Consider the following 26,091-nt stretch of genomic DNA (forward strand, 5'->3'; position numbering starts at 1 on the left):
GGGGTGTCCCACGACGCCGCGGCCTCCGCGGCGGACATCGCCGGGCCCCGGCCGGCCCCGCCGGTCCCCGTCGAGGCCGCCGCGCCGCCCTGCCCGGAGCCGCCCGGGCCGCCGGGAGCCGGGTTGCCCGCGCCGCCCGCCGCGCCGGGCTCGTGCAGCACGGGCTCGACGCGCACGTCGAAGCCGAGCGTCTCGCGGACCGCACGCTGCACCATCTCGGCGTGCTGGCCGCCACGGAACGCGGTCGCGATGCCCGGGGCGGTGAAGGCGAGGCGGAGCATCGACGCGTCGAGGTCGGCGACCTGCGCGTTCTGGCTCACGAGCACCCACGTCGCCTTCTTGAGGCGGTTCAGCGTGTCGAGCACCTCGGGCCAGCGACGCCGCAGCATCTCGGTGTCCTGCCCGGCGCCGGCCGCGGCCGGCGCCGGTGCGGCGACGGCAGGGACCTCGACGGCCGCACCGGCAGCCCGTGCGGGGGCCGGGGGCTGCGCAGCGGGCTGCGGCGAGGACCCGGTGGGGACCGGGCGCCCGGACGCGTCGTCCGGCGCAGGAGCGGGCCGGGCACCGGGTGCGGCGGCGGTCGGGCTCGACGTGCGCGGCGCTGCGGGGGACGACGCATGGGGTCCGGTCGACGTGTCCGGCGCCCTCGACGAGTCCGGCGCGCTCGACGAGCCCGACGCGGTCGTCGCGTCCGGTGCGGTCGCGGCGCCCGGCGGACTCGTCGCGCCGGACGCGCTCGTCGTGCCCGGCGCGGTCGTCGTGCCCGGCGCGGTCGTCGTGCCCGGCGCGGTCGTCGTGCCCGGCGCGGTCGTCGCGTCCGGTCCGGGTGCCGCTGCGGGTGCGGCCGGGCCCGGTCGGGTCGCCCCGAGGCCGGGCGCGACGTTCCCGTCCGGCGTCGTCCCGGCCGCAGAGCCGCCGGTGCCGGGGCGCGGCGCGGACCGCTCCGGCGCGCGCGCGGGGTCCGGAGCGTGGGCTGACCCGGAACCGGCGCCCTCGCCGTGCCCGGCACCCGCCGCGGCCGCGTCGCTCGCCACGGGGGCCGGCGGGACCAGAGCAGGCGGGACCACCCGTGCGGGCGCAGCGACCGACTCGGCCGGAGGCGTCGCTGCCACCGGCGCGGGCACCGGAGCGGCGGACGGCGCGGACGGCGCGAGGACGGGCGGCGCGAGCGATGACGCGGCCGGAGATGGGGCCGGCGACCCGGCACCCGCGGCAGGCAGCCCGCGCTCGAGCCGGTCGAGGCGCGCACCGAGGCCGGACAGCGAGTCGTCGACCGCCGGGAGCAGCAGGCGCGCGACGAGCAGCTCGAGGTGCAGGCGCGGAGACGTGGCGCCGGTCATCTCGCTGAGCGCCGCGTTCGCGAGGTCCGCGGAGCGGGAGAGCTCGGAGCCACCGAGGTGCGCCGCCTGGGCGCGCATGCGGGCGAGCTGGTCCGCCGGGAGGTCGCGCAGCGCGGCACCGGCGGCCTCGCCCGACGCCGCGATGACGATGAGGTCACGCAGGCGCTCGAGGACGTCCTCGACGAAGCGGCGGGGCTCGTGCCCGGTCGAGATCACGCGCTCCACGACCCGGAACGCGCTCGCGCCGTCACGGGCGGCGATCGCGTCGACGAGGTCGTCGAGCAGGGACGCGTGCGTGTAGCCGAGCAGCGCGACGGCTCCCTCGTAGTCGATGCCGCCCGGCCCGGACCCGGCGACGAGCTGGTCGAGCACCGAGAGCGTGTCGCGCGCCGACCCGGCGCCCGCCCGCACGACCAGCGGGAGCACGCCGGCGCCGACCGTGACGCCCTCGGTCGCGCAGAGCTGCTCGAGGTACGTCACGAGCACGTCCGGCGGGATGAGCCGGAACGGGTAGTGGTGGGTGCGCGAGCGGATCGTGCCGATGACCTTGTCCGGCTCGGTCGTCGCGAAGATGAACTTGATGTGCGGCGGGGGCTCCTCGACGATCTTCAGCAGCGCGTTGAAGCCCTGCGGGGAGACCATGTGGGCCTCGTCGAGGATGAAGATCTTGTACCGGTCGCGGGCCGGGGCGAACGTCGCGCGCTCACGCAGGTCACGGGCGTCGTCGACGCCGCCGTGGCTCGCCGCGTCGATCTCGACGACGTCGAGGCTGCCGGGGCCGCCGCGGGCCAGCTCGACGCACGACGCGCACACGCCGCACGGGGTGTCCGTCGGGCCCTCGGCGCAGTTCAGGCAGCGCGCCAGGATGCGCGCGGACGTCGTCTTGCCGCACCCGCGCGGGCCCGAGAACAGGTACGCGTGGTTCACCTGGCCGCTGCGCAGGGCCTGCCGGAGCGGGGCCGTGACGTGGTCCTGCCCGACGACCTCCGCGAACGTCTCGGGCCGGTAGCGGCGGTACAGCGCAGTCGTCACAGACGAACCTTAGACGCCGCTGCTGACAGCCGGGCGTCTCGTGCGGAGTCGGCCGGGGTGCGGCCGCCTCAGGGGGCGGGCACCGGGAACGGCGCCGCGACCGGGTCGCTCGCCCCCGTCGTCGCGCCGTCCGCGGGCACGCAGCGCGCGCACCCGTCGGGGCCCGCGAGCGACGCCCGGAACCCCACGAGGTGCTCGCGCGCCCGGCCGTACTCGCACGCGGCCGGGTAGTCGCTGTGCCCGTGCACGGGCGGGTACGCGGCGCGCTCCTCGTCGAGCAGGTAGTCGAGCGGGTCGCGGCACTCGATGTCGTGGCCCTCCAGCGCGGAGGCGAGGCTCGAGCCGATCGGGTCGGTGTCGCGCCACAGGTTGAGCCAGCGCCGGCCGAGGGCGGCGTCGAGCGCGCGGAGCTGCTCCGGGCCGCCGACGCGGTGCCGCGCGGACGGACCGGTGGCGCCGTCGTCCGCACCGCCTCCGCCGGCCCCGTCGGCCCCGTCGCGGCGCGACGCGGTGCGCACGAGCTGCGCGCCGCCGAAGTACTGCGGGAAGAGCGGCTGGTACAGGCGTCCGAGCGGGCTGCCGTGCGTGAGGAGCGCGACGCGGGCGAGCGTGCCCTCGGCCCCGGAGCGCCCCTCCGCCTCGTCGAGCGTCGACAGCTGCGCGACCACGGCGGCCGCGAGGACCGACCCCTGCGAGTGGCCCGAGAGCAGGACACGGGGCCAGGCGGCGGGCTCGCGGGCCAGGAACCGGGTGCGCGCGACGATCTGGGGGACGGCGCGCTCCGTGTAGCTCGGCGGCGCGAACGGGTGCCCGCCGCGCGGCCAGAAGGACAGCACGTCCCACGCGACCCCGATCCGGCGGCGCACGACGGCCGAGCGCCAGCCCGCGACGACGAGCCCGATCACTCCCACGGCCAGCGCGGTCAGCGCCCACGCTCCCGCGGCGCTGAGCGCGCTGCCGACCGCGACGGGCCAGGTGACGTCCGTGGCGGCCGCGTCGGGTGCGACCGTGACCTCGGGCACCGCGCCGGGCGCCGGGCGCCCACGCATGAGGCTCGCGAGCGGCTCGATGGTCGACGTGAGCGCGGCGACGGCGATGAGGACGCCGAGGATGCCCGCGCACCCGAGCCCGTCGAGGATCCAGCGTGCCTGCACGAGCCGCTGGAGGCGCCGGGCGCGCACGATGCGCCGGATCCGGAAGTCGTCGCGCCACGCCCGGTAGGCAGCCGGGCGCTCGCCGGGCGGGACGGCGTGGTGGCGGACGAACGTCTCGACGACGCCGACGACGTCCCGCGCGGGCACCCGCGAGACGAGCATGAACCCGACGCCGCCCGCCAGCACCGCGAGCGCCACGACGACCGCGAACCCGCCCGACGCCCAGGTCAGGAGCGCCGGGACGGCGAGCGCACCCTCGTCGGGATCGGTCGGGGTCAGCAGCGCGCCGACCCGGAGGGTGACCCCGGCGGTGTAGACGTAGGCGAGCAGGACGCCGCTCGCCGCGACGACCCACGGTGCGAGCCCGAGGAAGGCCGGCAGCTGGGACTCGGGTCGCGGCGCCGGCGGCGCGGCCCGGCGCTCGGCCCGGCGCTGCGCGCGAGGCCCACGCAGGGCGACCTGGTCACGCAGCCGCGAGGCGAGCGTGCGCCGCGGGAGGGGCTGCGGCCCGGCGCTCTCGGCGGAGCCGGCCAGTCGCCGGTCCCGCCGCCGTGCGCCCGCGTCCCGGACGGTCCGCACCGGGTGCCGCACGGCGTCCCACGGGTCCTGCGCGGTACGGACCCGGCGGGGGAGGACGCGGTCGAGCAGCCAACCGGCGGCCCGGCGGACGGCGTGGTCGATCCGCGACCAGCTCAGCTGCACGCCACCGAGCACGAGCAGCACACCGACCTGCACCCACACGACGACCGCGAGCACGCCCCCGAGCCCGGGGATCGGTCCGGTGACGTCCTCCGCGAGCCCGTCGACGGTCCGCGCGAACGACGCCGCCGCGAGGCCGACGCCCGCGAGCGCGAGCACCTGGAGCGCGGTCGCGACGGACCCCTGGCGCCGGAGCGGCCGCTCGGTCCAGGCGACCCACCGCGTCGGGAGCGCGACGAGCAGGCCGCCCGCGACGACGACCAGCGCGAGGCACACCGTGGCCGCCCACCACAGCGCGGAGTCCGCGCCGCCGCGCAGCACCGCGTCGCCGACCTGGTCGCGCGCGGCCCACACGAGCAGCACCCCGACCGACGCCCACCCGACGCTCAGGTGCACGCACCGCAGGCGCTGCACCATCGGCTCGGCGTGCCACATGAGCGGCGAGAACAGCGTGGGCTGCTGCTCGACGCGGGGGGTCGCCGGGTGCGGGTGGGTGCCGGTCGTGCCGGTCGCCGCGCGCGTGCCGCCCGTCCCCCGTGCGCCGCCCGGTGCGGTGATGTCGGACGCCGACGCCGCCTCGTAGCGCAGGCTGACGCGGTGCGAGAGCCACGCGATGGCCGCGAGCACGACGACGGGCACGGCGGACGCGACGGCGACGCGCGCCCCGCGCGACCAGCCCTCGGCGAACGCGAGCCGGTCGTCGACGACGGCGCACGCGACCCTGCCGCACTGCCACGCGACGAGGTCCATCGCGAGGAGCGCCGCCGCGAGCGTGACGACGACGGTGACCGTGAGCCCGAGCAGCCGCACGCACCCGCGCGACGCGGCGGCTCGCGTCGCGCCGGTACGGGTGGCCCGGGGCCGGGAGCCGGTCTCCGTGAACGACCGGCTCGTCCACATCGCGAGGTTGACCAGCGCGAACGGGAGCATCACGACCCATGCAGCCTGTGCGGCGAGCCCGGAGGTCAGCCGCCCCCAGCTCACCGCCTCGAGCACCCCGCTCCCGGGCAGGTCGCGGGCGGTCGGGTCCGCGGCGCGCACGAAGCGGACGAGCTCGTCCCCTGCGACGTCCTCGACCTGCGTGGTCCCGAGCATGTCCTCGGGCGTCGTGCCGGAGACCCCGTGGATGCGCAGCTCGACGTAGGACGGGCGAACCGGCATGTCCTCAACCCCTCGGTCCCAGCGGCCGGTGCTGCGGCGCCTCGTCGCGCACGCGCGCCCGGTCGCGCACAGGGGCAGACACCGGGAGGGCCCGGCTGATACGCCGGGCGGCTGCTGGGGCGGCGTCGGGCGGCGGCCGGGGTGGCGCCGGGCGGCGGCCGGGGTGGCGCCGGGCATGCAAGGACCCCCCGCACACCCGCCAGAGCTCACCTGCCCTTGCTGCCTTCCGGCCCTGGGGGGGTTCAGCGAGATGACGCCGCACGAGGGGTCGACCACAAGCCTAACGCAGTCCCCGGGACCGCCGATCCCCAGGTTCCTCCCAGGTTCGCGCCAGGCTCGTCCCAGGATGTCCGGGAAACGTCGAGGGATGACGACGACGACGACGAGCCGGACCGCCTCCCGCGCCCCTGCGACCGAGAGCCGCTCACGCCTCGCGCTCGTCACCGCCCCGGGTCCGACCGGCGCCCGGGACTCCCGCGTCGAGCCGGGTGCCCGCGCGCTGGTCGTCGACCCGGCGGGGCACGGTGGCGCCGAGCGGCGCGACTGGGTCCGCCACGTCCTCGGTGTGACGGTGACGGTGCACGCGCGGGGCACGGCGGCGCGTGGACCCGAGGCCGACGGTGCCGCCCGCTCGCTCTTCGCCGAGCTGTCCGCCGTGGAGCGGCTCGTGGGCGCCGGCCGCCCGAGCTCCGAGCTGAGCCGGCTCGCGCGCGGCGAGCTCGCCCTCGCGGAGGCGAACCCGGTGCTGCGCGAGCTCCACGAGACCTGCGTCGCCGCGCACGTGCGCACCGGCGGCGCGGTCGACGCGTGGGCCGGGGCGGCAGGCGCCGACGGGCGGTTCGCGCCGGGGGCGCTCGTGACGACGTGGGCACTGGACCGGGCGGCCCGGCACCTCGACGGCGTCGCGGGGGTCGCGTTCGCGGTCGAGGCGGGGGGCGACCTGCTGCTGCGGGGCGAGCGCCCGGCGAGCGGCACCACCGGGCCTGCGCCGGCCCGTCCCGCCGACGCCGCCCGGGGGCGGACGTCCCGCCCGGTCGACGCCGCAGATCCCGCACCGCTCGACGCCGAGCCGTGGCACGTCGAGATCGAGCACCCGCGCGACCGCCGGCTCGTGCTCGCGACCCTCCCGGTGCACGACGGGGGCGTCGCGACCGCGGTGACGGGTGACGCCGACGTCGTCGACCTGCGGTCGGGTCTGCCCGAGCCGACGGTCGTCGCGGCGACCGTCGTCGGGCCGTCGCTCGTGTGGTCCGACGTCTGGGCGCGCGCCGCCGTCGCCCAGGGGACGTCGGCCGTCGAGTGGGTCGCGACGCTCCGCGGCACGCGCGGGCTCCTCGTGCTGGCCGACGGCACCGTGCACCGCTGGCCCACGCCGGAGTGACGCGGCCCTAGCCCCACATCCCGGCGCCGTCGTCCCACGGCCACACGTCGACCACGGCGCCGTCGGCCAGGTCCAGCCAGTCCGCCGCCCCGCCCGGGCCGGTGACGGGGAGGTCGGCGACCTCGCCGCCCGGGACGGCGGTGACGAGCACGTGGGCCGCGGGGTCGTGGTGCGCCCCGATGGACGTCATGCCCCACTCGATGCCCGCCCCGACCTCGGCGCCCGGCGGCACGACGACGCGCCGCACGACGGTCACCGCGTCGACCCGCGGCACGAACGTCACGTCCTGCACCGGGTCCCCCGACCTGCCCCGGAACGCGAGCCCGGGCATCCCCTCGACGGCGCACGGCCGCCCGGACACGTTCGTCGCGACGAGCTGGAGGAAGCGCGCGCCCATCGCGGCGTCCCGCCAGCCGATCCGCACGTCGAGGTCGGCGCCCGCGCACGCCGGTGCCGCGGGGTCGTCCGGGTACGCCGACGGCCCGGGCGCGGCGGACGTGCCCGCGGCCGGGTCGTCGGGCACGGCGGGCGCCGACGGCTCGACCGGCACCGGCTCGACGGACCGCTCGGGCTCGACGCCGCCCACGTACCCGGTCGACGTGCTCCGCGGCGAGCGCAGGTCGTAGGCCACGGTCCGACCCGACGGGAGCGCCCGGTCCGGCGCGCGCAGCCAGCGGTCCACCCGGTCCCTCGCGGAGTCGTCGGAGACCTCGACCGACAGCGACGCGCCGAGCAGGTCGCCCTGGTCGGAGAGCGCCGCCCACGTGACGGACGGCACGAGCTCGACCGCCGAGACCAGCTCGACGAACGGGTCCGCGAGCGCCACCTGCGGGAAGACAGCGAGCACGTCACCCCGCGCGTCGCCGGTCGTGACGCGGACGAGCTCGAGCCCGTCGCGGGCGGCCACGGACGCGAGCCCGGCGGCGTGCGCCACCCGGACCACGACGACGTCCGCGTGCTCCTCCGCGACGCGCACGCGCCGCACACCGTCGCGGCCGGCGAGCGTCCGGGCCGCGCGCACCGCGCCCCGGCGTCCGTCGTCCCCGTGAGCCGCACCTCCGTCGCGTGCGCGTCGGCGTCGTCCTGGAGCCACACGTCCCACGCGAGCGTGCCCGCGGCCGTACGCGCGGCGGCTCGCTCCCGGACGGTGTCGATGCGCTCGGCGAGGGCGACCGCCTCCGGCGTCGTCAGGGTGCTGCTCGGCTCGACCGTGAGCGTCGCGAGCCACGCGCCGGGCACGCGGGCGGCCGCCTCGTCGATGCCGTCGGGCGCGAGGTCGTCGTACCGCGGGCCGTCGCCGGGCCGGATCAGCCGCGCGGACGCGTGCGCGACGCCGGGGAGGCCGCGGAGCTCCGCGAGCGTCTGCCGGACGGGAGCAGTCACGGGCGAGGGCGGGCGGCGGCCCTCGGCGACGGCTGCGGTGACGAGCAGCACGACGACCGTGAGCGCGCCCCACCGCCAGATCCCGGAGCGCGGTCGTCGGGCGGCGGTCGCGGGCGAGGGCATGCCCGGACGCTAACCAGCGGCGTCCGGGCGTCGAGCGGAGTCGGCAGGACCCGCGCGCGGCCTGCACGGAACCCTCACGCGGGGCGCCGGGCGCCGGGTGCCGGCCGCGTGGCGCGGGAGCGGCTGCGGGCGCTGCGGGTGGAGGCACACGACCGGACCGGGCGGTGGGTCTCCTGGGAGCAGCCGCGCACGAGCACCCTGTCGTGGGAGCTCGTGGTCGGGTGCCTCGTCGTCGCCGTCGTCCTGGCGCTCGTCGTCGTCGGGGGCGTCACCACGGTGCGCTGGATCGCCGCGATGTGGTGACGCCCCCGACGCCCGGTCACCGGCGGCGCGCCCGGGTCACCGCGTCGTGGATGCGGACGGTCCGGCCCTCGGCGTCGGTCGCGTCGCGGGGCCGGGCCTCGGCGACCTCGACCGTCCACGCCGCCGGGTCGAGCGCCGCGGCGACGTCCGCGGCCGCCCAGAACATGTGCGGCACGTTCGGTCGGCCGATCGTCGTCTCCAGGTCCGACACGTCGTGCCCGACGTAGAGCAGCGTGCCGCCCGGCGCCACGGCGGCCGCGAGCGCCGCGAGCACGCCCTCGCGCGTCCCGGCGGGCAGGTGCACGAAGTGCGCGGTGACCAGGTCGAACGCGCCGGCGGGCGGCGTCCAGGCGGTGAGGTCCGCCTGCTGCCAGACGATGCGGTCCGCGACCTCGGGCCCGCGTTCCGCGGCGTGCTCGGCGGCGCGGACGAGTGCGGTGGGTGCGAGGTCGACGGCGAGCACCTGCCACCCGTGCTCGGCGAGCCACAGCGCGTCGGCCCCCTCGCCGCAGCCGACGTCGAGCGCACGGCCCGGCGGCAGCGCGGCGGTGTCGGTGACGAGGTGCGCGTTGGGGCGGCCGCTCCAGACGCGCGGCATCGAGCGGTAGCGGTTCTCCCAGAAGTCGGCGTCGAAGACGGGGACCTCGTCGTCGGGACCCGCATGGGTGTGCGCGTGGTGGTGTGCCGGGTCGTGGTCACCGGCGGGGCGCTGCGTCGTCATCAGGCCACCCCCAGCCCACGGAGGCCCGCGCCGGCCCGGCGGTCGTCGAGCTCGCGCTCGGCCTGCGCGGAGAACGGCTCCCGGCGCCGGGCGACGGCGGCCTGCGTGTCGGCGGCGATGAGCGCGAAGTTCACGGCCGCGCCGGTGCGCACGCCGTCGGCCGCGGCGACGACCACCTGGGCCGCCACGTCCGCGGTGTTGCCCGCGACCCACAGCCCCGGGACGTCGGTCGCACCCATCGGACCGGTCGGGACGCGCGAGCCCACGACGGTCCCCTGCATCTCGACGTCCTCCGTGGTGACGCCGAGGCCCGCGAGGAGCTCGGCGTTCGCGTGCATCCGGGAGGGGACGACGAGCGCGTCCACGGGGAGCACCCGCCCGCCCGCGAGCCGCACGCCGGTGAGCCGGTCGTCCGCCACCTCGAGCCGCTCGACCGCTCCCTCGACGACGCGGACGCCGCGCGCCGCGAGCTCCTCCCACGCGGAGTCGGCGAGCTCGGGGACCACGTCGAGGAAGAGCGTCACGTCGCCGCTCCACTGCCGCCACAGCAGCGCCTGGTGCACCGAGAACGGGCTGCGGCCGAGGACGCCGATCGCCTGCCCGCTGACCTCCCACCCGTGGCAGTAGGGGCAGTGCAGCACGTCGCGGCCCCAGCGCTCGGCGACGCCGGGGACGTCGGGCAGCAGGTCGGTGAGCCCGGTGGCGACGACGAGCTGGCGCGAGCGGAGGGTGCGGCCGTCGTCGAGCGTCACGGTGAAGGTGCCGTCGTCGGCCCGCGCCGCGTCCACGGCGAGCCCGCTCAGGACGGCCCCGCCGTAGCGCGCGACCTCGTCCCGCCCGATCGCGAGGAGCTCGGCGGGGTTCATGCCGTCGCGCGAGAGGAAGTTGTGCAGGTGCGCCGCGGGGGCGTTGCGCGGGTGGCCGGCGTCGACGACGACGACCGAGCGGTGCGCCCGGCCGAGGGTCACGGCGGCGCTCAGCCCGGCCGCTCCCCCGCCGACGACGACCGCGTCGAGCAAGGCGTCCGGGTCGTTGCTGGGACTCGTTCTCGTGTTCATGCCTCGACTGTCGCGCGCGCCACCCGGTTTGACAACACTCCTTGCCGGAACAGCAAGATGGCGGCATGACGGACGACCTCGACCAGGTGCTCACCGGCGTCGGCCCCCGGCTCCGCGCCCAGCGGCTGCGCCGCGGTGTGACGCTCACCCAGCTCTCCGCCACCACCGGGATCTCGCTCAGCACGCTGTCGCGGCTCGAGTCCGGCCAGCGCCGCCCGACCCTGGAGCTGCTGCTCCCGCTGGCGAAGGCCCACGGCGTGGCGCTCGACGACCTCGTGGGCGCCCCACCCACCGGCGACCCCCGCGTGCACGGCCGCCCGACCACCCACGGCTACCTGACGACCGTCCCCCTGAGCCGCCAGGCCAGCGGACCGCGCGCGTTCCAGCACCGCATCGCACCGCAGGACCCGCTCCCCCAGCCCGAGCCCAAGGTCCACGAGGGCTACGAGTGGATGTACGTGCTCCACGGGCGGCTGCGCGTCGTCCTCGGCGAGCACGACATCGTGCTCGAGCCCGGCGAGGTCGCCGAGTTCGACACCCGCACACCGCACTGGTTCGGACCGGCCGTCGCCGGCGAGGCCGTCGAGTTTCTGTCGCTCTTCGGGCGGCAGGGCGAGCGGCTGCACGTGCGGGCACGACCGCGTCGACGGGGCAGCGCCGGAGCGGCCGACGCGGCCGGCGGGTGAGCCGTTCGGCAGGGGGCGCGACCTCCGGTATCCTCGTGCGGCCAGGAGGATTCGCCTAGTGGCCTATGGCGCACGCTTGGAAAGCGTGTTGGGTGAAAGCCCTCGGGGGTTCGAATCCCCCATCCTCCGCCGGCCGAAGGGCCCGGACCTGCAGACATGCAGGTCCGGGCCCTTCGTCGTGCAGGCGCACGGAGCCCAGACACGTGCGTGGTAGCAGTTCCGTGTGGCGAGACGTCAACCGCACGGAGTGGCCGGTAGCCCACCCGGCAGGCAGGCTTCCGACCCGCCGATGGACGGGCGGCCCGTTGCCCCAGGGCCCACCCCCTGGTCCATCCGTGTGACCAGTGAGACATGACACGCAGCCACATGTAGACGCAACAAACGAAAGCGTCGTACGCTCGCCAGGTTAGCAAGACCCAAGGAGACTCCCATGAGCGCCGCCAGTGCCACGTTGACCCAAGAGACGTACCTACCCGTGGAGAGCGATGCCGAGCTCGCGAGGGTCCATGACTTCATCGAGGCCCACGAAGCGCGCAACGGAGAACGACCCGCCCCCCGCTACTTGCTTGCAGGCCCGGAGTCAGGTGAGCAGGTGGAGTTGCCTGCCGAGGTCTACCGCATCCTTCATCACGTGATCGATGCAATGCAGGCAGGGCTCGCAGTGACGGTGGCTCCGACGTCTCAGACGCTCACCACCCAGCAAGCGGCCGAGCTTCTGGGCGTCAGTCGGCCCACTGTTGTGAAGTACCTCGATAACGGGGAGATCGCGCACACCAAGGTCGGTTCTCACCGCCGGGTGTTGCTCTCTGACGTTCTAGCGTTTCGGGCGTCGCGCAAGGCCAAGCAGTACGCCGCAATTGCCGCTACATCCTCGGATCTTGATATGGAAGACGGAGTCGAAGAGACGATGGACTCCATGCGAGAGGCGCGGAGGGTGATCGCTGAACGCCGCCGCGCGCGACGCTAGGTGGTGACAGGATGCGCAGGTGTTCTCCGCGCTGCTCGACACCTGCGTGCTCTGGCCAAGCCTGCAGCGGGACTTCCTGCTGTCGCTGGCTGTAGAAGGCGTCTATAGACCGCTGTGGAGCGACGCCGTGCTCGACGAGCTCGAATACCACGAGGCGGCCAAGCTTGTCCGCCGAGGCGCGGACACCGATGAAGCAGAGAAGCGCGCCGCGCGTTTGGTAGCCCAGATGCGCGGCGCCTTCGATGACGCAGTCGTCGTGGGCTGGGAGGGCCTCGAAGGAACCTACGGGCTGCCTGATCCGGACGACGAGCATCTTGTTGCGGCAGCAGTCGTCGGCGGCGCAGGCGCGATCGTCACCGACAACCTGAAGCACCTCCCACCGGATCACGTGCCACCGAGTATCCAGGTGTCATCTGCTCGCGACTTCTTGACTGCCCAGGCTGGAATCAGCCCCCGCAGTGGCGCCCGTGCCGTCAGGCAGATCGCCCGACGGTCAGGACGAGATGGCCCCACGCTTAGCCCCCTCGATGTAGTCGACCTGCTCGAGGCGCGATACGGCCTGACGGAAGCGGTTGACCACTTACGACCCCACCTTCAGGAGGAGTCAAGGGCGAACTCCGAAGACCATCGCCACGGATGACATACATGCGACCCGCCCAATCGGCGGCGGCGCACCACCTTGTAAACTGGCCTCACGCTCGCACTTCTGGGCTCCCCGGCCAGAGAAGCCGGGACTGCTGCAGGATCGGTTGACACCGTGACCTGCCCCTGCAGCGGACCCAAGCGTGCTGGGTGAAAGCCCTCGGGGGTTCGAATCCCCCATCCTCCGCCGGCCGAAGGGCCCGGACCTGCAGACATGCAGGTCCGGGCCCTTCGCGCTACGCCGCCGGCGTGGGGCTGCCGTCGGCGGAGGTGCTGCTCCTGGCTGTGACCAGCCGCTCGCTGAAGCCCGAGGCGAACGCCGCGACCAGCACGGAGAACTCGTTGACCGTCCCGTCGTTCGTGGCGGCAGCGCCGAGCCACACGAGCAGCCCCGCGACGGCTCCGACAGGGATGCGCGACAACGACGCGACGGACGAGCTCAGCTGCTTCGGTATGCGTTCACCGGCCATCCGGGTGGATCGCTGCGCGGCGCTCACCGCGGCACCGACGACGCCCATCGCCGCGGACGCGACGGGCATCCACGACCATCCGGGGTCGGCACTGAGCAGGACGATGACGGCGATCAGGGCCGGTGTCCCGATCAGGAGCAGGACGGCTTGGTGGCGACGCAGGATCGCGAGGCGTCGGTAGACGTTCTCGTACTCCTGGTGCCGCACCCGCAGGCCTACCTCGAGCTCCGCCCGGCGGTGCTCGAGGGGCAGGGCAGGGTCGATCGCGATCGCGGCGTGCGCGCGGATGGCCTTGGCACGCCAGGGCACGAACTTCCCCGGCGCCTCGACCTCGATCGCGAGTCCGCGCGCCTCGGCGATCAGGTTCTCGTCGTTCAGCGTCCGTGCCAGGACCTCGGCCGTGCGGTAGGCGAAGTGCCATCCCTCGTCGACGCGTGCACGGTCGTACGCCCTGCAGGCCAGGTCGAGGTAGCTGCGGGCGAGGGCGAGATCCGCGGCTGGACCTGCGGAGTCGATCCGGGCGCCCAGGTCCTGGACCTCGGTGGCGAGGCGGGCGAGCTGCGGGTTCCGCAACGTGCCGTTCGAGTGCTGCACCACGGTCTGCGCGGGCGCCGTCGCCCCCTGGGACGGGTGCGTGACCACCGCCGGCTCGTTCATTGCGCCCCCGGGTGCCCGGGCGCTGTCGGGGCGCGCCCGATGCACCGTCCACGGTACTCCCGGGGTGCGGTCGGCGCACCCACCGGCGGGTGTCCCGCAACCGCCTGGCCTGCGGAGAGATCAGTCGTCGTGGCCGCGCGGGCGGGGCGGGGCAGGGAGGTCGGTCGAGACGTCGAGGGTGCGCAGGACGAGCCGGGCCGCTCGTGCGAGCTCGACCCCGCTGTCCAAGGACATGCGAAGCAGCACGTCGAGCGCCTCGGAGGGCGAGCAGGCGTTGGCGTGCATGAGGACCCCGACGGCCTGGTCGATCAGGGTGCGGGTGCTGAGCGCCTCGCGGAGGGTCACCAGCGCCTCGTCGTCCGGCTGGGCGATGCGCGTGCGGAGAGCGTCGGCGATCGCCTGGACGTGCGCGTCCGCGTCGAGCAGGAAGCGGGCGTCCCAGGGGTCCGCGTCCTCGGAGTAGAGGTTGAGGGCCATGTCCATGCCGGGCGCAACGTGGGCCGGCATCGCGACGACCGAGGTGAACCGCTCCGCGAGTGCCTGCTGCTGCCAGGCGGGCCAGTCCGCGGCGTCGTCGCGGATGCTGGGGAGCAGCACGGCGTACAGCTGTTCCATCGCCTGGATGCAGGGGCCGGTGCCGGTGCGGGCCTCGACCTGGTCGCACCGTGCGGCACGCGCGTCGCTGCTGGCGGGGCGCACCAGGGCGCCTTGGTGGCGCAGGATGAGACTGGCGTGGGTGTGCTCGCCGAAGTCGGCGGCGGCCCGGACGGTGAGGTCGTGCAGGTAGGGCGACGGTTCGTTCACCACTCCACCTCCCGCGGGGTCTCGCCACCGGTCGACGCGGGGCTGCTGCGGGCGCTCCGCAGCGCGCTCCTCGGGCCCATCCTCGCAGAGCGCACCGGACGTCGCCGGGGACGTGCGCGAGCAGGGGGCGCTGCTGCCTCAGTCCAGGACGATGCGGCCGTCGAGGACGCCCGCGGCGACCTGGCCGAGCGGGACGCCCCGGCTGAACGCGGCCGCGCGCATCCGGGCCACGGCGTCCTGGACCGTCAGGGAGTGGCGCTGGGCGAGGAGCGCGGAGGCGATGACGACCGCCCGGTACCCCTCGGTGCCCACGGCGGCGGGGTCGAAGAAGGTGCGGTGCAGGATCCCGTCGAGGTCTTGCGTGACCGCGACGGTGATCAGGTCCACGAGGATCGCCGCGTCAGCCGTGGCGCCCGGGGTCAGTGGTCCCGGGTGCCGGCTGACGAGCGACAGGCACCCCGCCACCCCGGCGTCGAGGCGGACCGGGAACGTGAAGGCCGCAGCGGCCCCGGCGGTGGCGGCGGTCGAGGTGTACCAGGGCCAGCGGGCGTCGCGGGACAGGTCCGCGGCGAGGACGGGCAGACCGGAGTCCATCGCCTCGAGCGCCGGTCCCTCACCGGTGGCGAGGTGCAGCTCGTCGAGCTCGGCGGCCCACCGGTCGGTGGCGGCGAGGAGCTCGTAGTGGCCGGGTGCGATGCGCAGGCTCAGGCTCGCGCCCCCGACCTGGGGGATCTCGCGGACGGCCGCGCGGCACAGCGCGTCGCACCAGCTGGTCCACCGGGGGCTCGCGGTGTCGTCGACGGTGCGGCGCCACAGCTGCTCACGGCGGGTCCGCGCGGCCGCCGGTCCCGTGGTGCCGCGCGAGAGCACGGAGGTGACCAGGGCGTCGGTCAGTCGCTGGTTCGCCGACGTGAGCGCCTCCTGCTCGGCGCGTGACGCCTCGACGGCGGCGACCAGCCCACGGAGCACCGCACGCAACCCGCTGGCCGAGCGCCCCGGCGTCGCCACGTTCCCGAGCGCCTCGCTCTCCGCCTCGACGGCGGGGGCGGTACCGGTGAGGTGGGAGAGCGCCGTGATGTCCTCGACGTGGTGCAGGACGCCGACGACCCGCCCGGTGTCGTCGAGGACCGGGCTGTTCACGGGGCTCCACGTGCGCGCGACGAACGACGTCGAGGTCGTGGCATCGGGGATGTCGTAGCGCTGGACGAGCATGTCGTGGGCCACGCCCTGGCTGCGCACGAGCTCGAGCGAGGCGGAGAGCATCGCTACGCCGTTCGCCGTGGGGTCGTCCGGGTTGTCGGGGAACGCCTCGAACATGTGCAGGCCGAGCAGGGTCTCCGCCGCGCGGCGGGTCGCACGCGCGTAGGTGTCGTTGACCCCCCGGATGCGGAACTCCCGGTCCAGCAGGATGTACGCCGCCGGGGAGTCGAGGAAGACGCGGCTGCGCGCGACGTCCCGGAGCGCACCGTCCATGCCGTCCTCCCCCGTGCCAACGAGCCTTCTGCTGCCCGTGGCCAGCCTGACACAGCGCCGAGAGCCGGGCAGGTCGGTCCCGGGAGCCGTCCCGGACGGGAGGGCCAGGTGACCCCGGGCTCGACGCTCGTCCCCTACCGGCCGCCAGGCTCGTCGAGGCCGGTCATGTCGTGCGGCAGGCGCTCGGGGCCGGCCTCGCGGGGGCGCGCCGCGTCCTCCGGGTGGGCGCGCATCGCGAGCAGGGCGACGTCGTCGTCGCTGTCTCGGGCGAGGCGGGCGAGGAGCTTGTCGCACAGCTCCTCGAGGGGCAGGTGCGCGAGCTGCTCCGCGGTCGTGCGCAGGCGCTCGAGCCCCGTCGTGAGCGGTTCACCTCGGCGTTCGACGAGTCCGTCGGTGTAGAGCAGCACGACGTCGTCCGGCTCGATCAGCACGGTGTGGTCGTGGCGCTCGTTGTGGGCGCGCAGCCCGAGCAGCAGGTCGCCGGGCCGTTCGAGGAGCTCGGCGCGCCCGTCGGCGTGCAGCAGGAGCGGGGGCAGGTGCCCGGCGTTCGACCAGCGCAGCAGACGCAGCCCCCGGTCGGCGAGGTCGTCGGGTTGCTCGAGCCGGGCGAGGACGGCGGTGCTCAGCGCCCCGATCGCGAGGTCCTGCATCGCCCAGTCCAGGGCGGACAGGATCGCGGCGGGCGGCTGGACGACGCCGTGCGCGCCGCCGCGCAGGACGTTGCGGATCTGGGCCATCGACACGGCGGCGCGCAGGTCGTGCCCGGTGACGTCCCCGATCACCAGGTACGTGCTGCCGTCGCGCACGAGGAACGCGTCGTACCAGTCGCCGCCGATCTGCGCGCCGGAGGCCGCCGGGGCGTACCGGGCCACCAGGTGCAGGTGGTCGGGTTCGGGCAGCTCCGTGAGCAGGCTGCGCTGCAGCTCCTCGGCGAGGTCGCGGCGGGCGGCGTGCAGGTGCGTGCTGTCCAGGGCGAGGCCGACCTGGGCGGCGACCTCCCGCAGCACGGCGAGCTCCTCGTCGGTGAACTGCCCGCGGTCGGCGCCCCGGTACAGCGCGATCACGCCGCGGGTGTGCCCCCGACCGCGCAGCGGCAGGACCGCGACCGCGTGCGGCGCCAGCGCCGCCAGCAGCTCGTGGACCGGTCCGTCGAGGACGAGGTCGCCGAGGGCGGGCGTCCCGCTGCGGACGGCCTGGTCGTCCCCGGCCAGGACCTGCGCGACGAGCGAGGTGCTCGTCAGGGCGGGCACCCGGGCGGCGCTGTACCGCTCGAGCGCCGGCTGCATCTGCGGGTCGACGTGCAGGGCGGCGACGTCGCGCAGCCGGTGACGCCACTCGCCGTGGCCCTCCTCCAGCGAGCTCGCGATCGCGAAGTCGGCGAAGGGCGGCACGAGGTACGGCAGGACGGCCTCGAGCCCGACGACCGGGTCGAGGGTCTCGGCCAGGTCGGCGGCGATGCCCGCCATGAGGTCGGACCGGGCGCGGGCCCGCTCGGCGACGAGCTGGGCCTGCTCGGCGGCCGCCACAGCTCGCAGCCGCTCGGTCACGTCGGTGAAGTACGCCGCGACCCCTCCCCGCTCGGGGACGGCGCGGACCTCGTACCAGGCGTCGAGCGGCGCCGGGTAGTACGCGTCGAACACGACCGGTCGCCCGGTCGTGGCCACGGCGCGGTAGTGCTCCTCGAAGTTGGTCCCCACCGCCGCGGGGAACAGGTCCCAGATGCCGCCGCCGAGCAGGTCCTCACGGGAGCGGCCCAGGACCCGCTCGGCCTGGGCGTTGACGTACCCGAAGCGCCACTGCGGGTCGAGCCAGAAGTAGGCGACCGTCATGTCCTCGAGGATCTGGTGCACCCGTTCCTGCCCGGCACGCATCGCGGTGGTGTCCGCCGCGACGCCGATGACCTGCTCCGCGTCGCCCGCCACGCCGGCCAGGGCCCGGCCGCGCGCGGTCAGCCAGCGCGTCGTCCCGTCGGGGCGCACGACCCGGAACTCCGCCTCGTACACCCCGCACGTCGCGACGGCACGGTCGAGCGCCACGGTGACCGGGAGGAGGTCCTCGGGGTGCAGCCGCGCGTTGAACGCGTCGATGGTGCCGCCGAAGGTGGACTCGTCGTACCCGAAGACGGCCAGGAGCGACGCGTCCCAGTGCAGCTCGCCCGTGCTCAGGTCCCACTGGAACGTCCCGAGGCCGGCGGCCTGCGCGGCGGCGTCGAGCAGCGCGAGCCGGTCGACGCTGGCGACCTCCTGGTGCAAGGCCCGCGCCTCCAGGTGCCCCGCGGCCGTGACCGCGACCTGCTCGAGCGCCTGCACGTCCGCGCGCGTCCAGGCGCGCGGGGCGCTGTCGTGGACGCACAGCGCGCCCACCGGGCGCCCGGAGTCGTCCAGCAGCGGCACCCCCACGTACGCGCGGAACCCGCGACGCGACAGCAGGCGGCGGGCGTCCGCGTCGGTGCCCGCGCCCGCGCCCGCGTCGCCGACCACGACCGGGGCGCCCGTCGCCGCGACCCGCGCGCACACGGACTCCTGGAGCAGGACCGGCGCCGTGGTCACGACGTCCGTGGACGCCACGACGACCCGGCTGTCCGTGAGCAGCGCCAGCTCCGCCGACGGCGCCTCCAGCAGCCGCCCGGCCAGGTCGACGAGGGCCTGCAGCGTGGTCGCATCGTGCGAGGCGCGCAGCAGCCGCCGGGCAGCCGCGGCCCGCGCGTCGCCGGTCGCGTGGGCCGGGGACAGCTGGGGCGTCAGATCACCGTGGTCGTGCATGGGGGTGCCCCTCTCCCGGTTCGCGGTCCGCGGGTCGCCCCCCGATCGGGTCCGGCGCGCGCAGCCGAGCACCATTGTCCCCTGCGCCACCGCGGTGCCCTACCGCCCGGTCGGGCGCCGCTGCCGAGCGGACGGAGCACGCCGCGCCCGCCGACGGGTCGGGGACGTGCCCGGCCCGGCAGCGGGTGCGGGTGCGGGCCGACGTCACTCGCCGATCTCGGCCCAGACGATCTTGCCCGTGTCGGTGCGGTACCAGCCGACGTCCTCGGCCAGGCGCCGGGCTATCTGCAGACCGAACCCGCCCTGACCGGGTGCGCGGTCCCCGGCGATGCGCGGCTGGGTGGTCGGGTCCTGGTCGGCGATCTCGAGCAGCAGCCGGGTGCCGCCGCGGTAGAGCGTGACGACCGCCGGCGCGCCGCCGTGGCTCAGCGCGTTCGTCGCGAGCTCCGAGGCGATCAGCACGACCCTGCTCGTCAGGTCACCCGCCGGCCCGCCTCCGTCCACGTGGGCTCGGGTGCCGATCTGCTCACGCAACCCTGCGCGCAGACCGGGCAGGCCGGCCAGCGCCTCGAGGACCCACTGACGCACCGGTTCGAAACGCGCCGGCGGCCGCGCCGGATGCAGGAGGTCGCCGTCCTCCTGCGCGCCGCCTCCCGCGGCGCCGGCCTGCGAGCTCATCGCTCGACGGTAGCGGGGCGGAGCGGGCGACGCCCGTCGGCACGGCCGGCACCTCGCCGTGCCCTGGACGGTGGTCCAGCGAGGCGCCGGGCTCTCCCACCGTGACGTCGGGAGACCGCCGCCGATCGTGCCGGCGTCCACGGGCAGCGTCGAGGCGCGGCGACCCGGCGCGGGCGCGCCGCTGCGCGATTGACACGGGGGTGATGATGGGAGTGTCGTCGGCTCTTCTGAGCCCGCTCCCCCCGAGCGGACCCGTCTGCGATGAACGGCTACCAGCCGGGCGCGCGTGGTCCGCAAGGGATCGTCATGAGCTCCTCCTCTCTCTCTCCGTACCCTGTCGTCGCGCGCACGTCGTGCGGTGAGGTGACGGTGTCCCGCACGGCGCAGGGTCTCCTGGTGCGGTTCGCCGGCGAGGTGGACGCGACCCTGGAGGACCCGTTCGTCACAGTGGTGGACCACGTGCGCGGTGCGGGGCTGCCCGTCGAGGTCGACCTGGGAGCCGTCCGGCTCCTGGGCGCGTTCGGGGTGCGGGCCCTGGTGGCGCTGCACGAGGCCGCAGGTCCTGGCCGGCTCACGGTGCGGGCCGTGAGCGTGGAGGCGAGCGCGACGCTCGCGGTGTGCGCGGTCGTGCTGCCGGCCTCGCCCGGCGCCGCACCGCTCGACGGGACCTCCGCCGCCGGCAGCGCCGGGACCGTCCCGCAGCAGGTCACGCGCGCGGCGCGAGCTGCGGAGGTCCGCGCCGACGCGACCCTCGAGCTGAACGACCTCGTTGCGTCCTGCGCCTCGCTGGACACGTTCGTGCAGGCGGCGGCGGACCTGGTCGCGCTGCGGCTGGGTGCGGTGCAGGTGCGTGTCGCCCTGTACCGGCCTGGGGTGCCTGCGGTGACGAGCCGGGCGCTCGAGGACGGGCTGCGGCCGGTGGCCCGTGCCGTGCGGCTGCTGGGCAGCGGGGCCCGGGTGGTCGTCGACGTCCACGGGAGCGCGCAGCCGGATCCCGACGTGGCCTGGCTCGCCGAGGTGTACGCCGACGCGCTCGCGCGTGCGGTGCCGCTGCAGCTGCGACTGAGCGACCAGGCGCAGATCAGCGAGGACCTCCAGGCGGCGATGGCCTCGCGGTCGGTGATCGACCAGGCGATTGGCGTGATCATGGCGCAGAACCGCTGCACCGGGCCCGAGGCGTTCGCGATCCTGCGCAGTGCCTCGCAGAACCGCAACGTCAAGCTGCGCGACGTGGCTGCGGAGCTGCTCGTGAACCTCACCGGCACCCCGCCGCAGACGGCACCCTTCCGGCCGCGGGACCACGCCGAGCCCGGCGGCGGGACCGCGGCCCCCTCAGCCTGACCCCACGGCCCGGACCGCGGACCCCTCGTCGGCGACGTCCTGGCGGTGCCCGAGGCGACGCAGGATCGTGCGGAGGGCGATGTGCATCGCGTCGGCGCCCAGGACGGTCCCGTCGGGGAACGGGACGTCGCGCGGGTACAGGACGAACGCGCGGTCCTGCCAGCCGCCGAGCCCGCCGTGGCAGCCGACCAGGCCCTCGAACGCGGCGACCTCCTCGGTGCCCGGCTCCACGAGGCTGTTGAGGTAGATCTCCGGCGCCTCCGGTCGCAGGGCGACGCGCCTGACGAAGTCCGGTGCGTGGGGACCGAAGGGCGCCAGCGGATCGATGCCCTCGACGTGGCCGTCGAGGATCCGGTGGGACCCGGCGCTCCCGAGGGCGACGGGGCCCTCGGTGTCGGTGACGACGACGAATCCCACCCCGGGGTGCCGGGCCAGCCCGTCCACCAGACCCGGGAACCGCAGGTCCAGGTCGCGCCGGTCGAGGCGGTGCTTCTCGTCGCGGACGTAGACGAGCCCGAGGTTCCCGGACGCGAAGACGTGGAAGGTCTCGTCCACCGCCGAGCCCGCCGCCGACGGGCTGCGGGAGGCGCCGTGGCCGGCGCGGAGGATCGCGGGGGCATCGGCGGTGACGGTGTCCGGCTGGTTCCGGTCGCGGTCGTCCATGGCGTCCGACGCGCTCCGCATCCTGCGGCCGGCGACGCTGTCGGAGGACAGCTCCCCGACCAGGGCCCGGGTGCGACCCCACCCCTCGACGTCGTCCTCCGAGGCGGCGACGTCGCGCCGGGCCAACCGGGCCACGAGGCTCGCCAGGTCCTCGCCGTACCTGTCGGCGAAGACCGTCCCCTGCGACTGCCCGTGGTCCGAGAGGACGACGAAGCGGTAGGGCCGCGGAGCCGCGCTCGCGACGAGCTCCAGCTGGTGCAGCACACCGTCGATCGACTCGAGCGCCTCGAGGGCCTCGGGCCGCAGGATGCCCGCGTGGTGGGCGACCTCGTCGTAGTCGACGTAGTCGACGTAGATCGACCGGGTGCCCTGCAGCATGTGCTGGGCGACGAGAACCGTGTTCAGGTCGCGCAGGGCGCCGTTCGTCACGCTGCGCAGGACGGCGGTGGTCCAGCTCCGGTGGCAGCGGGGCTGCACGTCGCGGTGGATCGCCCGACGGGCCTGGAAGCGGTCCCGGACCAGCTCGATGACCGAGCGGGAGACGGCCCGGGTCAGCCCCGCCGGGTGGACCACGAACTCGGCGGCCGCGCGCTGGGCAGTGCGGCTCCCTCCGCCGCCGGCCCGACTCATGGTGAGGACCGAGGTGGGCGCGTCACCCGTGAACAGGTTGCTGATGCTCACGCCGCCGTCGACGAGCAGGCCTCGACCGGTCGTCAGGTCGGCCTCGATGACCGCGGCGTCAGCGGGGCGGTTCGCCACCATGACCTTGTCCCGGGCACGGTCGTACCAGCGGAACGCGGGGATGCCGTCGATCACCCCGTGCAGGATGCCCATCTGGCTGGCGGGCGTGGTGGCGGGGAGCTTCGGAGTCCACTCCCGCAGCTCGTGCGAGCCCGTCCGCACCCACCGGGAGAGCGTCGGGACGGTCCCGGCGGTGATCGCCATCTGCACCACGGGGAACGGGACGCCGTCGAGCTGGACGAACACGACGCCCTCGACCTGCGGGTCCGCGAGTGCGACGGGGTGCTGCCGGCTCGACGCGACGAGCCTGCTGACGAGCACCTGCGAGGTGCCGGCTGCGCCGAGCCAGCCCAGGACGGTCGTGACCAGGCCGATCGTGAGCGCGACCAGCCACGCCGTCCCGAACCCGTCGATGGTCACCTGCGGGAGCAGCCAGGCGGTCAGTGCAGCGATCAGGGCCTGGCCCACGAACGTCAGGACGAGCACTCCCGCCCACCCGACGAGGAGCGCCGCCGCGACGAGCACCGGTTGCACCACCGCGGCCACGAGGCACAGAGCGGCCGAGAAGAGGAACGGGCCCCAGGGCCGGTCGACGTGGAGGCCCGCGAACAGCCAGTCGCAGAGCCAGACGGCCGGGATGGTCACCAGGACCGATGCGACGTACCAGCCCAGCCGGCTGAACCACGGGCGCCGCATCGTCTCCCGGGCGAGGTCACCGGCGAGCCCGCGCGCCGGGTGGCCGTTCCCCGTCGCACCGCCACGCGGGCCGTCGTCGGTCGCCATCGATCGCACCTCCGTGGGTGGCGGACGCCGGTGGCGTCGGCGGGGATCCGCTCTACTGCTCCTCGAGCGTGAGGCCGTCGTCGCTGTCGCCCAGCTCGAGCGTGCTCCCGTCGAGCCGCAGCAGGGGCTCGGAGGTCAGGAACGTCCGGAGCCACTCGTCCTGCTGCGTGAGGTCGTCCGGGCACGCCATCATCGTCGCCGCGAGCGGCTCGGCGACCTCCAGGGTGCCGTCCTGCCACGTCGCCTCGCCGCTCATCGTGTTGCACCCGGCGTTCACCGACATGCGGTCGGACTCGAACGTCATCGTGACCTCGCTGCCGGGCACGAGCTCGTGGCCCGCCACGGCCGTCGAGACGAACGTCTTGCCCGCCAGGTCTGCGCCGCCCGCCGCTGCGCCCGAGCACGCGGAGAGCACGCCGGCCAGCCCCAGCAGGAGCATCACCGCGCCCACGAGGGGCCCTCGGACGTCACGCCCGTGGACGCCGGCCGCGTCTGCCACGGCTCCGCCTCCCCTAGATCCGCCGGCGGCGACGGCCCGGGGTGACCGCGGCAGCCACCACCGCGGTCTTCGCGACCGGCGCGGGACCCGGGGTCACGGCGGCCGCCACGACGGCGGTCTTGGCGACGGGGTGCCCGATGACACCGACCCGTCCCACGCGAGCTGGCCGGAGCGGCATGTCAGTCTCCCTCGGTGACGTCGTCTGCTTCGATCGAGGCGAGGATCGCCTGGATGGGGATGCGCCCGTCGGCGATGAGCTGCCCACCCGCGCGCCGCGCCGCCGAGGCGAAGGGCGCGGCCCAGAGGTTCTCCCAGATGAGCACACCCGCGGTGCTGCCCGGCTCCATGGCGGCGGCCAGGTTGACGACGTCCTCCTCGGTGAGCAGCTCGGCCAGCTCGGCCTCGATCTGCTGGAGCGGGCCCAGGTCGTCGATGTCGGAGAGCTCGGTCGCCTCGATCGAGCCGTCGGCGTCCTTCGTGAGGATCAGGACGTCGATGACCCGGATGGTGCCGGCGTCGGCGAGGGCGACGAGCTCGTCCGCCATCTCCCCGGTGAAGCGGCTCTCTCCCGCGGGGAACTCGACGACGAGGTAGTCGACGGGTCCCAGCTCGTCGAGCGAGGTCTGTGTCATCGCCGGGCGTCCCTTCCTCGGTGGGGAACCGCTCCGGTGGTCCAGCGCTGCGGCTTCACCCGCATCGATCGTGGCGTCGCCGTGCCGGGGCGTGATCATCCCGGAGGGGTGAGTGCGGCCCCGGGCGCCCCCGCGTCGTCGCGCTCTTGCCCCGACGCGCGGCGCCGCGCTACCTTTCATGTGTAAGAACAATCTGACACATGACGGAGCCCCATGACAGCATCCCCACCCACCGGCGACGAGCTCGTCGCCGTGCTGTCGGCGCTCGCCAACCCGATCCGCCTGCGCGCCCTCGCCACGCTGACGACCGGCGGCCGCGACTACGTCAGCCACCTGGCCCGCGAGATCGGCATCAGCCGCCCGCTGCTGCACATGCACCTGCAGCGCCTCGAGGCCGCCGGGCTCGTGGTCGGCACCCTCGAGCTCTCCGCCGACGGCAAGGCCATGAAGTTCTTCGAGGTCGCCGAGTTCACGCTCACCCTGACCCCCGAGACGCTGGCCCGGGCCGCGTCGACCCTCACCCCGCCGGACCCCGCCGCGGGTCCCGCCCCGAAGGAGCCCACGTGACCCACCTGAGCCTTGCGCCGCCCGCACCGAACCCGTGGCCGAACGTCGTCCTGACCCTCGGCCTCGTCCTGTTCGCGTTCCTGATCATGGCGGCGGTCATCGCGTTCGTCTCCGAGAACCGGAAGATGAAGATCGACGCCGCCCGGGAGAACGACCTCCGCCAGCTCGTCGACCGCTACGAGCAGCTCGCCGAGAAGACCATGGACGCCCAGCAGCGCACCGCCGCCGACGTCGCGGAGCTCCGCAGCCGGACCACGGCGATCGAGCAGATCCTGCGGACGGTGGAGTGATGTCCGCCGACGCAGCCCCGCGCACGATGTCCGCGGTCGCGCAGGACCGCTACGGCACGCCGTCCGAGGTGCTCGCGCCGCGCGAGGTCCCGGTGCCCACGCCCGGGCCCGGCGACGTGCTCGTGCGGGTGCGCGCGGCGGGCGTGAACCCGGCCGACGTGTTCCTGACCACCGGTCGCCCCGCGATGATGCGGCTCGTCCTCGGGCTGCGTCGCCCGCGGCCCGCCACGCGCGGCCAGGACGTCGCCGGAACCGTCGTGGCGGTCGGCGCGGACGTGACGGCGTTCCGCCCCGGCGACGACGTGTACGGCGAGGGCGACTTCGGGAAGTCGACGGGCTCGTACGCCGAGTACGCCCGGCTCCCGCACACCGTGCTCGCCCGCAAGCCCGAGCGGCTCACGTTCGCGCAGGCAGGCGCGCTCCCGATGGTCGGGCTGACCGCGCGCCGCGCGCTCGAGGTCGCGGGGGTCGGCCCCGGGCAGCGCGTGCTCGTCATCGGCGCGTCGGGCGGCGTCGGGCACGCCGCCGTGCAGCTCGCGGTGGCGCTCGGCGCCGAGGTGACCGGGGTGTGCAGCACGCGCAACGTCGAGCTGGTGCGCGGGCTGGGCGCGTCGCACGTGGTCGACTACACGCGCGAGGACCTCACCGAGCGGCCCGAGCGGTACGACGTGATCCTCGACAACGTCGCGAGCACCCCGCTGCGTCACCTGCGCCGGCTGCTGACGCCCCGCGGGACGCTGCTGATGAACAGCGGCCACGGCGGGCGCGTCCTCGGCCCGCTGCCCCGCATGGCCCGCGGCGCGGTGCTGTCGCTCACCGGCCCGCACACGATCCGGCCGTTCAGCATGTCCCCCAGCACGGCCGACCTCGACGCGCTGAGCGAGCTGGTCGGCTCCGGCGCGCTGACCCCGGTGGTCGAGCGGACGTACCCGCTGGCCGAGGCGGCCGCCGCGATCGAGCACGTCGCAGGCGGGCACGTCGCCGGGAAGGTCGTCGTCGTGGCCTGAGGCGCAGCGGGCGCCCGGACCCGGTGCGCCGGGTCCGGTGCGCCCGGGGCGGCGCCGCGGTGCGGGCACGCCGT

General features: G+C 75.5%; 22 protein-coding genes, 1 tRNA gene and 1 other RNA gene. 10 read left to right on the forward strand and 14 right to left on the reverse strand.

Features of this window, described 5'->3' with window-relative positions:
• The 3 genes from ACWFNE_RS00005 to ffs all read right to left on the reverse strand — a co-directional run.
• Nucleotides 1–2,372, reverse strand: a 2,372-nt coding sequence (locus ACWFNE_RS00005) for a DNA polymerase III subunit gamma and tau (protein WP_452120400.1), incomplete at its 3' end; no start/stop codon positions are given.
• Between the two features lie 68 nt (nt 2,373–2,440).
• Nucleotides 2,441–5,386: a hypothetical protein gene (locus tag ACWFNE_RS00010; protein WP_452120401.1), complete on the reverse strand. Its 2,946-nt coding sequence runs from the start codon at nt 5,384–5,386 to the stop codon at nt 2,441–2,443.
• A gap of 176 nt (nt 5,387–5,562) precedes the next feature.
• Nucleotides 5,563–5,659: signal recognition particle sRNA small type (ffs, locus tag ACWFNE_RS00015), an RNA gene on the reverse strand.
• A 94-nt stretch (nt 5,660–5,753) separates the two neighbouring features.
• On the opposite strand from ffs, the gene ACWFNE_RS00020 reads away from it, so the two are divergent.
• Entirely contained in the window at nt 5,754–6,767 is a 1,014-nt protein-coding gene (locus ACWFNE_RS00020) for an FAD:protein FMN transferase (RefSeq protein ID WP_452120402.1), read from the forward strand.
• 7 nt (nt 6,768–6,774) lie between these two features.
• On the opposite strand, the gene ACWFNE_RS00025 is transcribed toward ACWFNE_RS00020, so the two are convergent.
• Nucleotides 6,775–7,743, reverse strand: coding sequence for a DUF4232 domain-containing protein (locus tag ACWFNE_RS00025; protein WP_452120403.1), 969 nt, complete (start codon nt 7,741–7,743; stop codon nt 6,775–6,777).
• A 638-nt stretch (nt 7,744–8,381) separates the two neighbouring features.
• On the opposite strand from ACWFNE_RS00025, the gene ACWFNE_RS00030 reads away from it, so the two are divergent.
• The gene (locus ACWFNE_RS00030; protein ID WP_452120404.1) at nt 8,382–8,576 is read left to right on the forward strand and encodes a hypothetical protein; all 195 of its coding nucleotides are present in this window, start codon (nt 8,382–8,384) and stop codon (nt 8,574–8,576) included.
• Nucleotides 8,577–8,592: 16 nt separating this feature from the next.
• Here ACWFNE_RS00030 and ACWFNE_RS00035 read toward each other — a convergent pair whose 3' ends face one another.
• On the reverse strand, nt 8,593–9,297 hold the full coding sequence (locus ACWFNE_RS00035) for a class I SAM-dependent methyltransferase (protein WP_452120405.1): 705 nt from the start codon (nt 9,295–9,297) through the stop codon (nt 8,593–8,595).
• Nucleotides 9,297–10,355, reverse strand: a complete 1,059-nt coding sequence (locus tag ACWFNE_RS00040; RefSeq protein ID WP_452120406.1) for an NAD(P)/FAD-dependent oxidoreductase — start codon at nt 10,353–10,355, stop codon at nt 9,297–9,299. The genes ACWFNE_RS00035 and ACWFNE_RS00040 overlap by 1 nt, the downstream gene beginning before the upstream one ends.
• Nucleotides 10,356–10,420: 65 nt before the next feature.
• Between ACWFNE_RS00040 and ACWFNE_RS00045 the strand changes: the two genes are divergently transcribed.
• The 4 genes from ACWFNE_RS00045 to ACWFNE_RS00060 all read left to right on the forward strand — a co-directional run bounded on the left by ACWFNE_RS00045 (nt 10,421) and on the right by ACWFNE_RS00060 (nt 12,648).
• Nucleotides 10,421–11,041 (forward strand): helix-turn-helix domain-containing protein, encoded by a 621-nt coding sequence (locus ACWFNE_RS00045; RefSeq protein ID WP_452120407.1) that lies wholly within the window; start codon nt 10,421–10,423, stop codon nt 11,039–11,041.
• 44 nt (nt 11,042–11,085) lie between these two features.
• Nucleotides 11,086–11,170: transfer RNA gene (locus ACWFNE_RS00050), tRNA-Ser, on the forward strand.
• A gap of 301 nt (nt 11,171–11,471) precedes the next feature.
• Entirely contained in the window at nt 11,472–12,008 is a 537-nt protein-coding gene (locus ACWFNE_RS00055) for a helix-turn-helix domain-containing protein (protein WP_452120408.1), read from the forward strand.
• A gap of 19 nt (nt 12,009–12,027) precedes the next feature.
• Nucleotides 12,028–12,648, forward strand: a complete 621-nt coding sequence (locus ACWFNE_RS00060; protein ID WP_452120409.1) for a PIN domain-containing protein — start codon at nt 12,028–12,030, stop codon at nt 12,646–12,648.
• A gap of 238 nt (nt 12,649–12,886) precedes the next feature.
• On the opposite strand, the gene ACWFNE_RS00065 is transcribed toward ACWFNE_RS00060, so the two are convergent.
• The 5 genes from ACWFNE_RS00065 to ACWFNE_RS00085 all read right to left on the reverse strand — a co-directional run bounded on the left by ACWFNE_RS00065 (nt 12,887) and on the right by ACWFNE_RS00085 (nt 19,494).
• Nucleotides 12,887–13,762, reverse strand: coding sequence for a hypothetical protein (locus ACWFNE_RS00065; RefSeq protein ID WP_452120410.1), 876 nt, complete (start codon nt 13,760–13,762; stop codon nt 12,887–12,889).
• A 135-nt stretch (nt 13,763–13,897) separates the two neighbouring features.
• Nucleotides 13,898–14,581, reverse strand: a complete 684-nt coding sequence (locus ACWFNE_RS00070; protein ID WP_452120411.1) for an ANTAR domain-containing protein — start codon at nt 14,579–14,581, stop codon at nt 13,898–13,900.
• A gap of 138 nt (nt 14,582–14,719) precedes the next feature.
• Nucleotides 14,720–16,054 (reverse strand): PAS domain-containing protein, encoded by a 1,335-nt coding sequence (locus ACWFNE_RS00075; RefSeq protein WP_452120412.1) that lies wholly within the window; start codon nt 16,052–16,054, stop codon nt 14,720–14,722.
• A 134-nt stretch (nt 16,055–16,188) separates the two neighbouring features.
• Nucleotides 16,189–18,816, reverse strand: coding sequence for a SpoIIE family protein phosphatase (locus ACWFNE_RS00080; protein ID WP_452120413.1), 2,628 nt, complete (start codon nt 18,814–18,816; stop codon nt 16,189–16,191).
• 204 nt (nt 18,817–19,020) lie between these two features.
• Nucleotides 19,021–19,494 (reverse strand): ATP-binding protein, encoded by a 474-nt coding sequence (locus ACWFNE_RS00085; protein WP_452120414.1) that lies wholly within the window; start codon nt 19,492–19,494, stop codon nt 19,021–19,023.
• 369 nt (nt 19,495–19,863) lie between these two features.
• Between ACWFNE_RS00085 and ACWFNE_RS00090 the strand changes: the two genes are divergently transcribed.
• Complete coding sequence (locus ACWFNE_RS00090) at nt 19,864–20,835, forward strand: ANTAR domain-containing protein (RefSeq protein ID WP_452120415.1); 972 nt, start codon at nt 19,864–19,866, stop codon at nt 20,833–20,835.
• Here the strand turns inward: ACWFNE_RS00090 and ACWFNE_RS00095 are convergent.
• The 3 genes from ACWFNE_RS00095 to ACWFNE_RS00105 form a co-directional block, all read right to left on the reverse strand.
• Entirely contained in the window at nt 20,827–23,022 is a 2,196-nt protein-coding gene (locus tag ACWFNE_RS00095) for an alkaline phosphatase family protein (protein ID WP_452120416.1), read from the reverse strand. The two genes, ACWFNE_RS00090 and ACWFNE_RS00095, sit on opposite strands and share 9 nt — an antisense overlap.
• A 52-nt stretch (nt 23,023–23,074) precedes the next feature.
• On the reverse strand, nt 23,075–23,521 hold the full coding sequence (locus ACWFNE_RS00100; RefSeq protein WP_452120417.1) for an META domain-containing protein: 447 nt from the start codon (nt 23,519–23,521) through the stop codon (nt 23,075–23,077).
• A gap of 179 nt (nt 23,522–23,700) precedes the next feature.
• Complete coding sequence (locus tag ACWFNE_RS00105; protein WP_452120418.1) at nt 23,701–24,153, reverse strand: DUF6325 family protein; 453 nt, start codon at nt 24,151–24,153, stop codon at nt 23,701–23,703.
• A 213-nt stretch (nt 24,154–24,366) separates the two neighbouring features.
• Between ACWFNE_RS00105 and ACWFNE_RS00110 the strand changes: the two genes are divergently transcribed.
• Genes ACWFNE_RS00110 through ACWFNE_RS00120 form a run of 3 tightly spaced genes read left to right on the forward strand, consistent with a single transcriptional unit; the run spans nt 24,367 to nt 26,017 of the window.
• Complete coding sequence (locus tag ACWFNE_RS00110; RefSeq protein ID WP_452120419.1) at nt 24,367–24,720, forward strand: ArsR/SmtB family transcription factor; 354 nt, start codon at nt 24,367–24,369, stop codon at nt 24,718–24,720.
• Nucleotides 24,717–25,010 (forward strand): hypothetical protein, encoded by a 294-nt coding sequence (locus tag ACWFNE_RS00115; RefSeq protein ID WP_452120420.1) that lies wholly within the window; start codon nt 24,717–24,719, stop codon nt 25,008–25,010. Before ACWFNE_RS00110 ends, ACWFNE_RS00115 begins: the two co-directional genes overlap by 4 nt.
• Nucleotides 25,010–26,017: an NAD(P)-dependent alcohol dehydrogenase gene (locus ACWFNE_RS00120; RefSeq protein ID WP_452120421.1), complete on the forward strand. Its 1,008-nt coding sequence runs from the start codon at nt 25,010–25,012 to the stop codon at nt 26,015–26,017. Before ACWFNE_RS00115 ends, ACWFNE_RS00120 begins: the two co-directional genes overlap by 1 nt.
• Nucleotides 26,018–26,091 lie beyond the last annotated feature (74 nt).

The sequence above is a fragment of the Cellulomonas sp. NPDC055163 genome (assembly GCF_053607065.1).

Bases quoted from the DNA above. Each gene is read 5' to 3' on its own strand.
- ACWFNE_RS00010 (WP_452120401.1), bottom strand. From the start codon at position 5,386: ATGCCGGTTCGCCCGTCCTACGTCGAGCTGCGCATCCACGGGGTCTCC.
- ACWFNE_RS00020 (WP_452120402.1), top strand. From the start codon at position 5,754: ATGACGACGACGACGACGAGCCGGACCGCCTCCCGCGCCCCTGCGACC.
- ACWFNE_RS00035 (WP_452120405.1), bottom strand. From the start codon at position 9,297: ATGACGACGCAGCGCCCCGCCGGTGACCACGACCCGGCACACCACCAC.
- ACWFNE_RS00040 (WP_452120406.1), bottom strand. From the start codon at position 10,355: ATGAACACGAGAACGAGTCCCAGCAACGACCCGGACGCCTTGCTCGAC.
- ACWFNE_RS00045 (WP_452120407.1), top strand. From the start codon at position 10,421: ATGACGGACGACCTCGACCAGGTGCTCACCGGCGTCGGCCCCCGGCTC.
- ACWFNE_RS00055 (WP_452120408.1), top strand. From the start codon at position 11,472: ATGAGCGCCGCCAGTGCCACGTTGACCCAAGAGACGTACCTACCCGTG.
- ACWFNE_RS00075 (WP_452120412.1), bottom strand. From the start codon at position 16,054: ATGGACGGTGCGCTCCGGGACGTCGCGCGCAGCCGCGTCTTCCTCGAC.
- ACWFNE_RS00080 (WP_452120413.1), bottom strand. From the start codon at position 18,816: ATGCACGACCACGGTGATCTGACGCCCCAGCTGTCCCCGGCCCACGCG.
- ACWFNE_RS00085 (WP_452120414.1), bottom strand. From the start codon at position 19,494: ATGAGCTCGCAGGCCGGCGCCGCGGGAGGCGGCGCGCAGGAGGACGGC.
- ACWFNE_RS00095 (WP_452120416.1), bottom strand. From the start codon at position 23,022: ATGGCGACCGACGACGGCCCGCGTGGCGGTGCGACGGGGAACGGCCAC.
- ACWFNE_RS00105 (WP_452120418.1), bottom strand. From the start codon at position 24,153: ATGACACAGACCTCGCTCGACGAGCTGGGACCCGTCGACTACCTCGTC.
- ACWFNE_RS00110 (WP_452120419.1), top strand. From the start codon at position 24,367: ATGACAGCATCCCCACCCACCGGCGACGAGCTCGTCGCCGTGCTGTCG.
- ACWFNE_RS00120 (WP_452120421.1), top strand. From the start codon at position 25,010: ATGTCCGCCGACGCAGCCCCGCGCACGATGTCCGCGGTCGCGCAGGAC.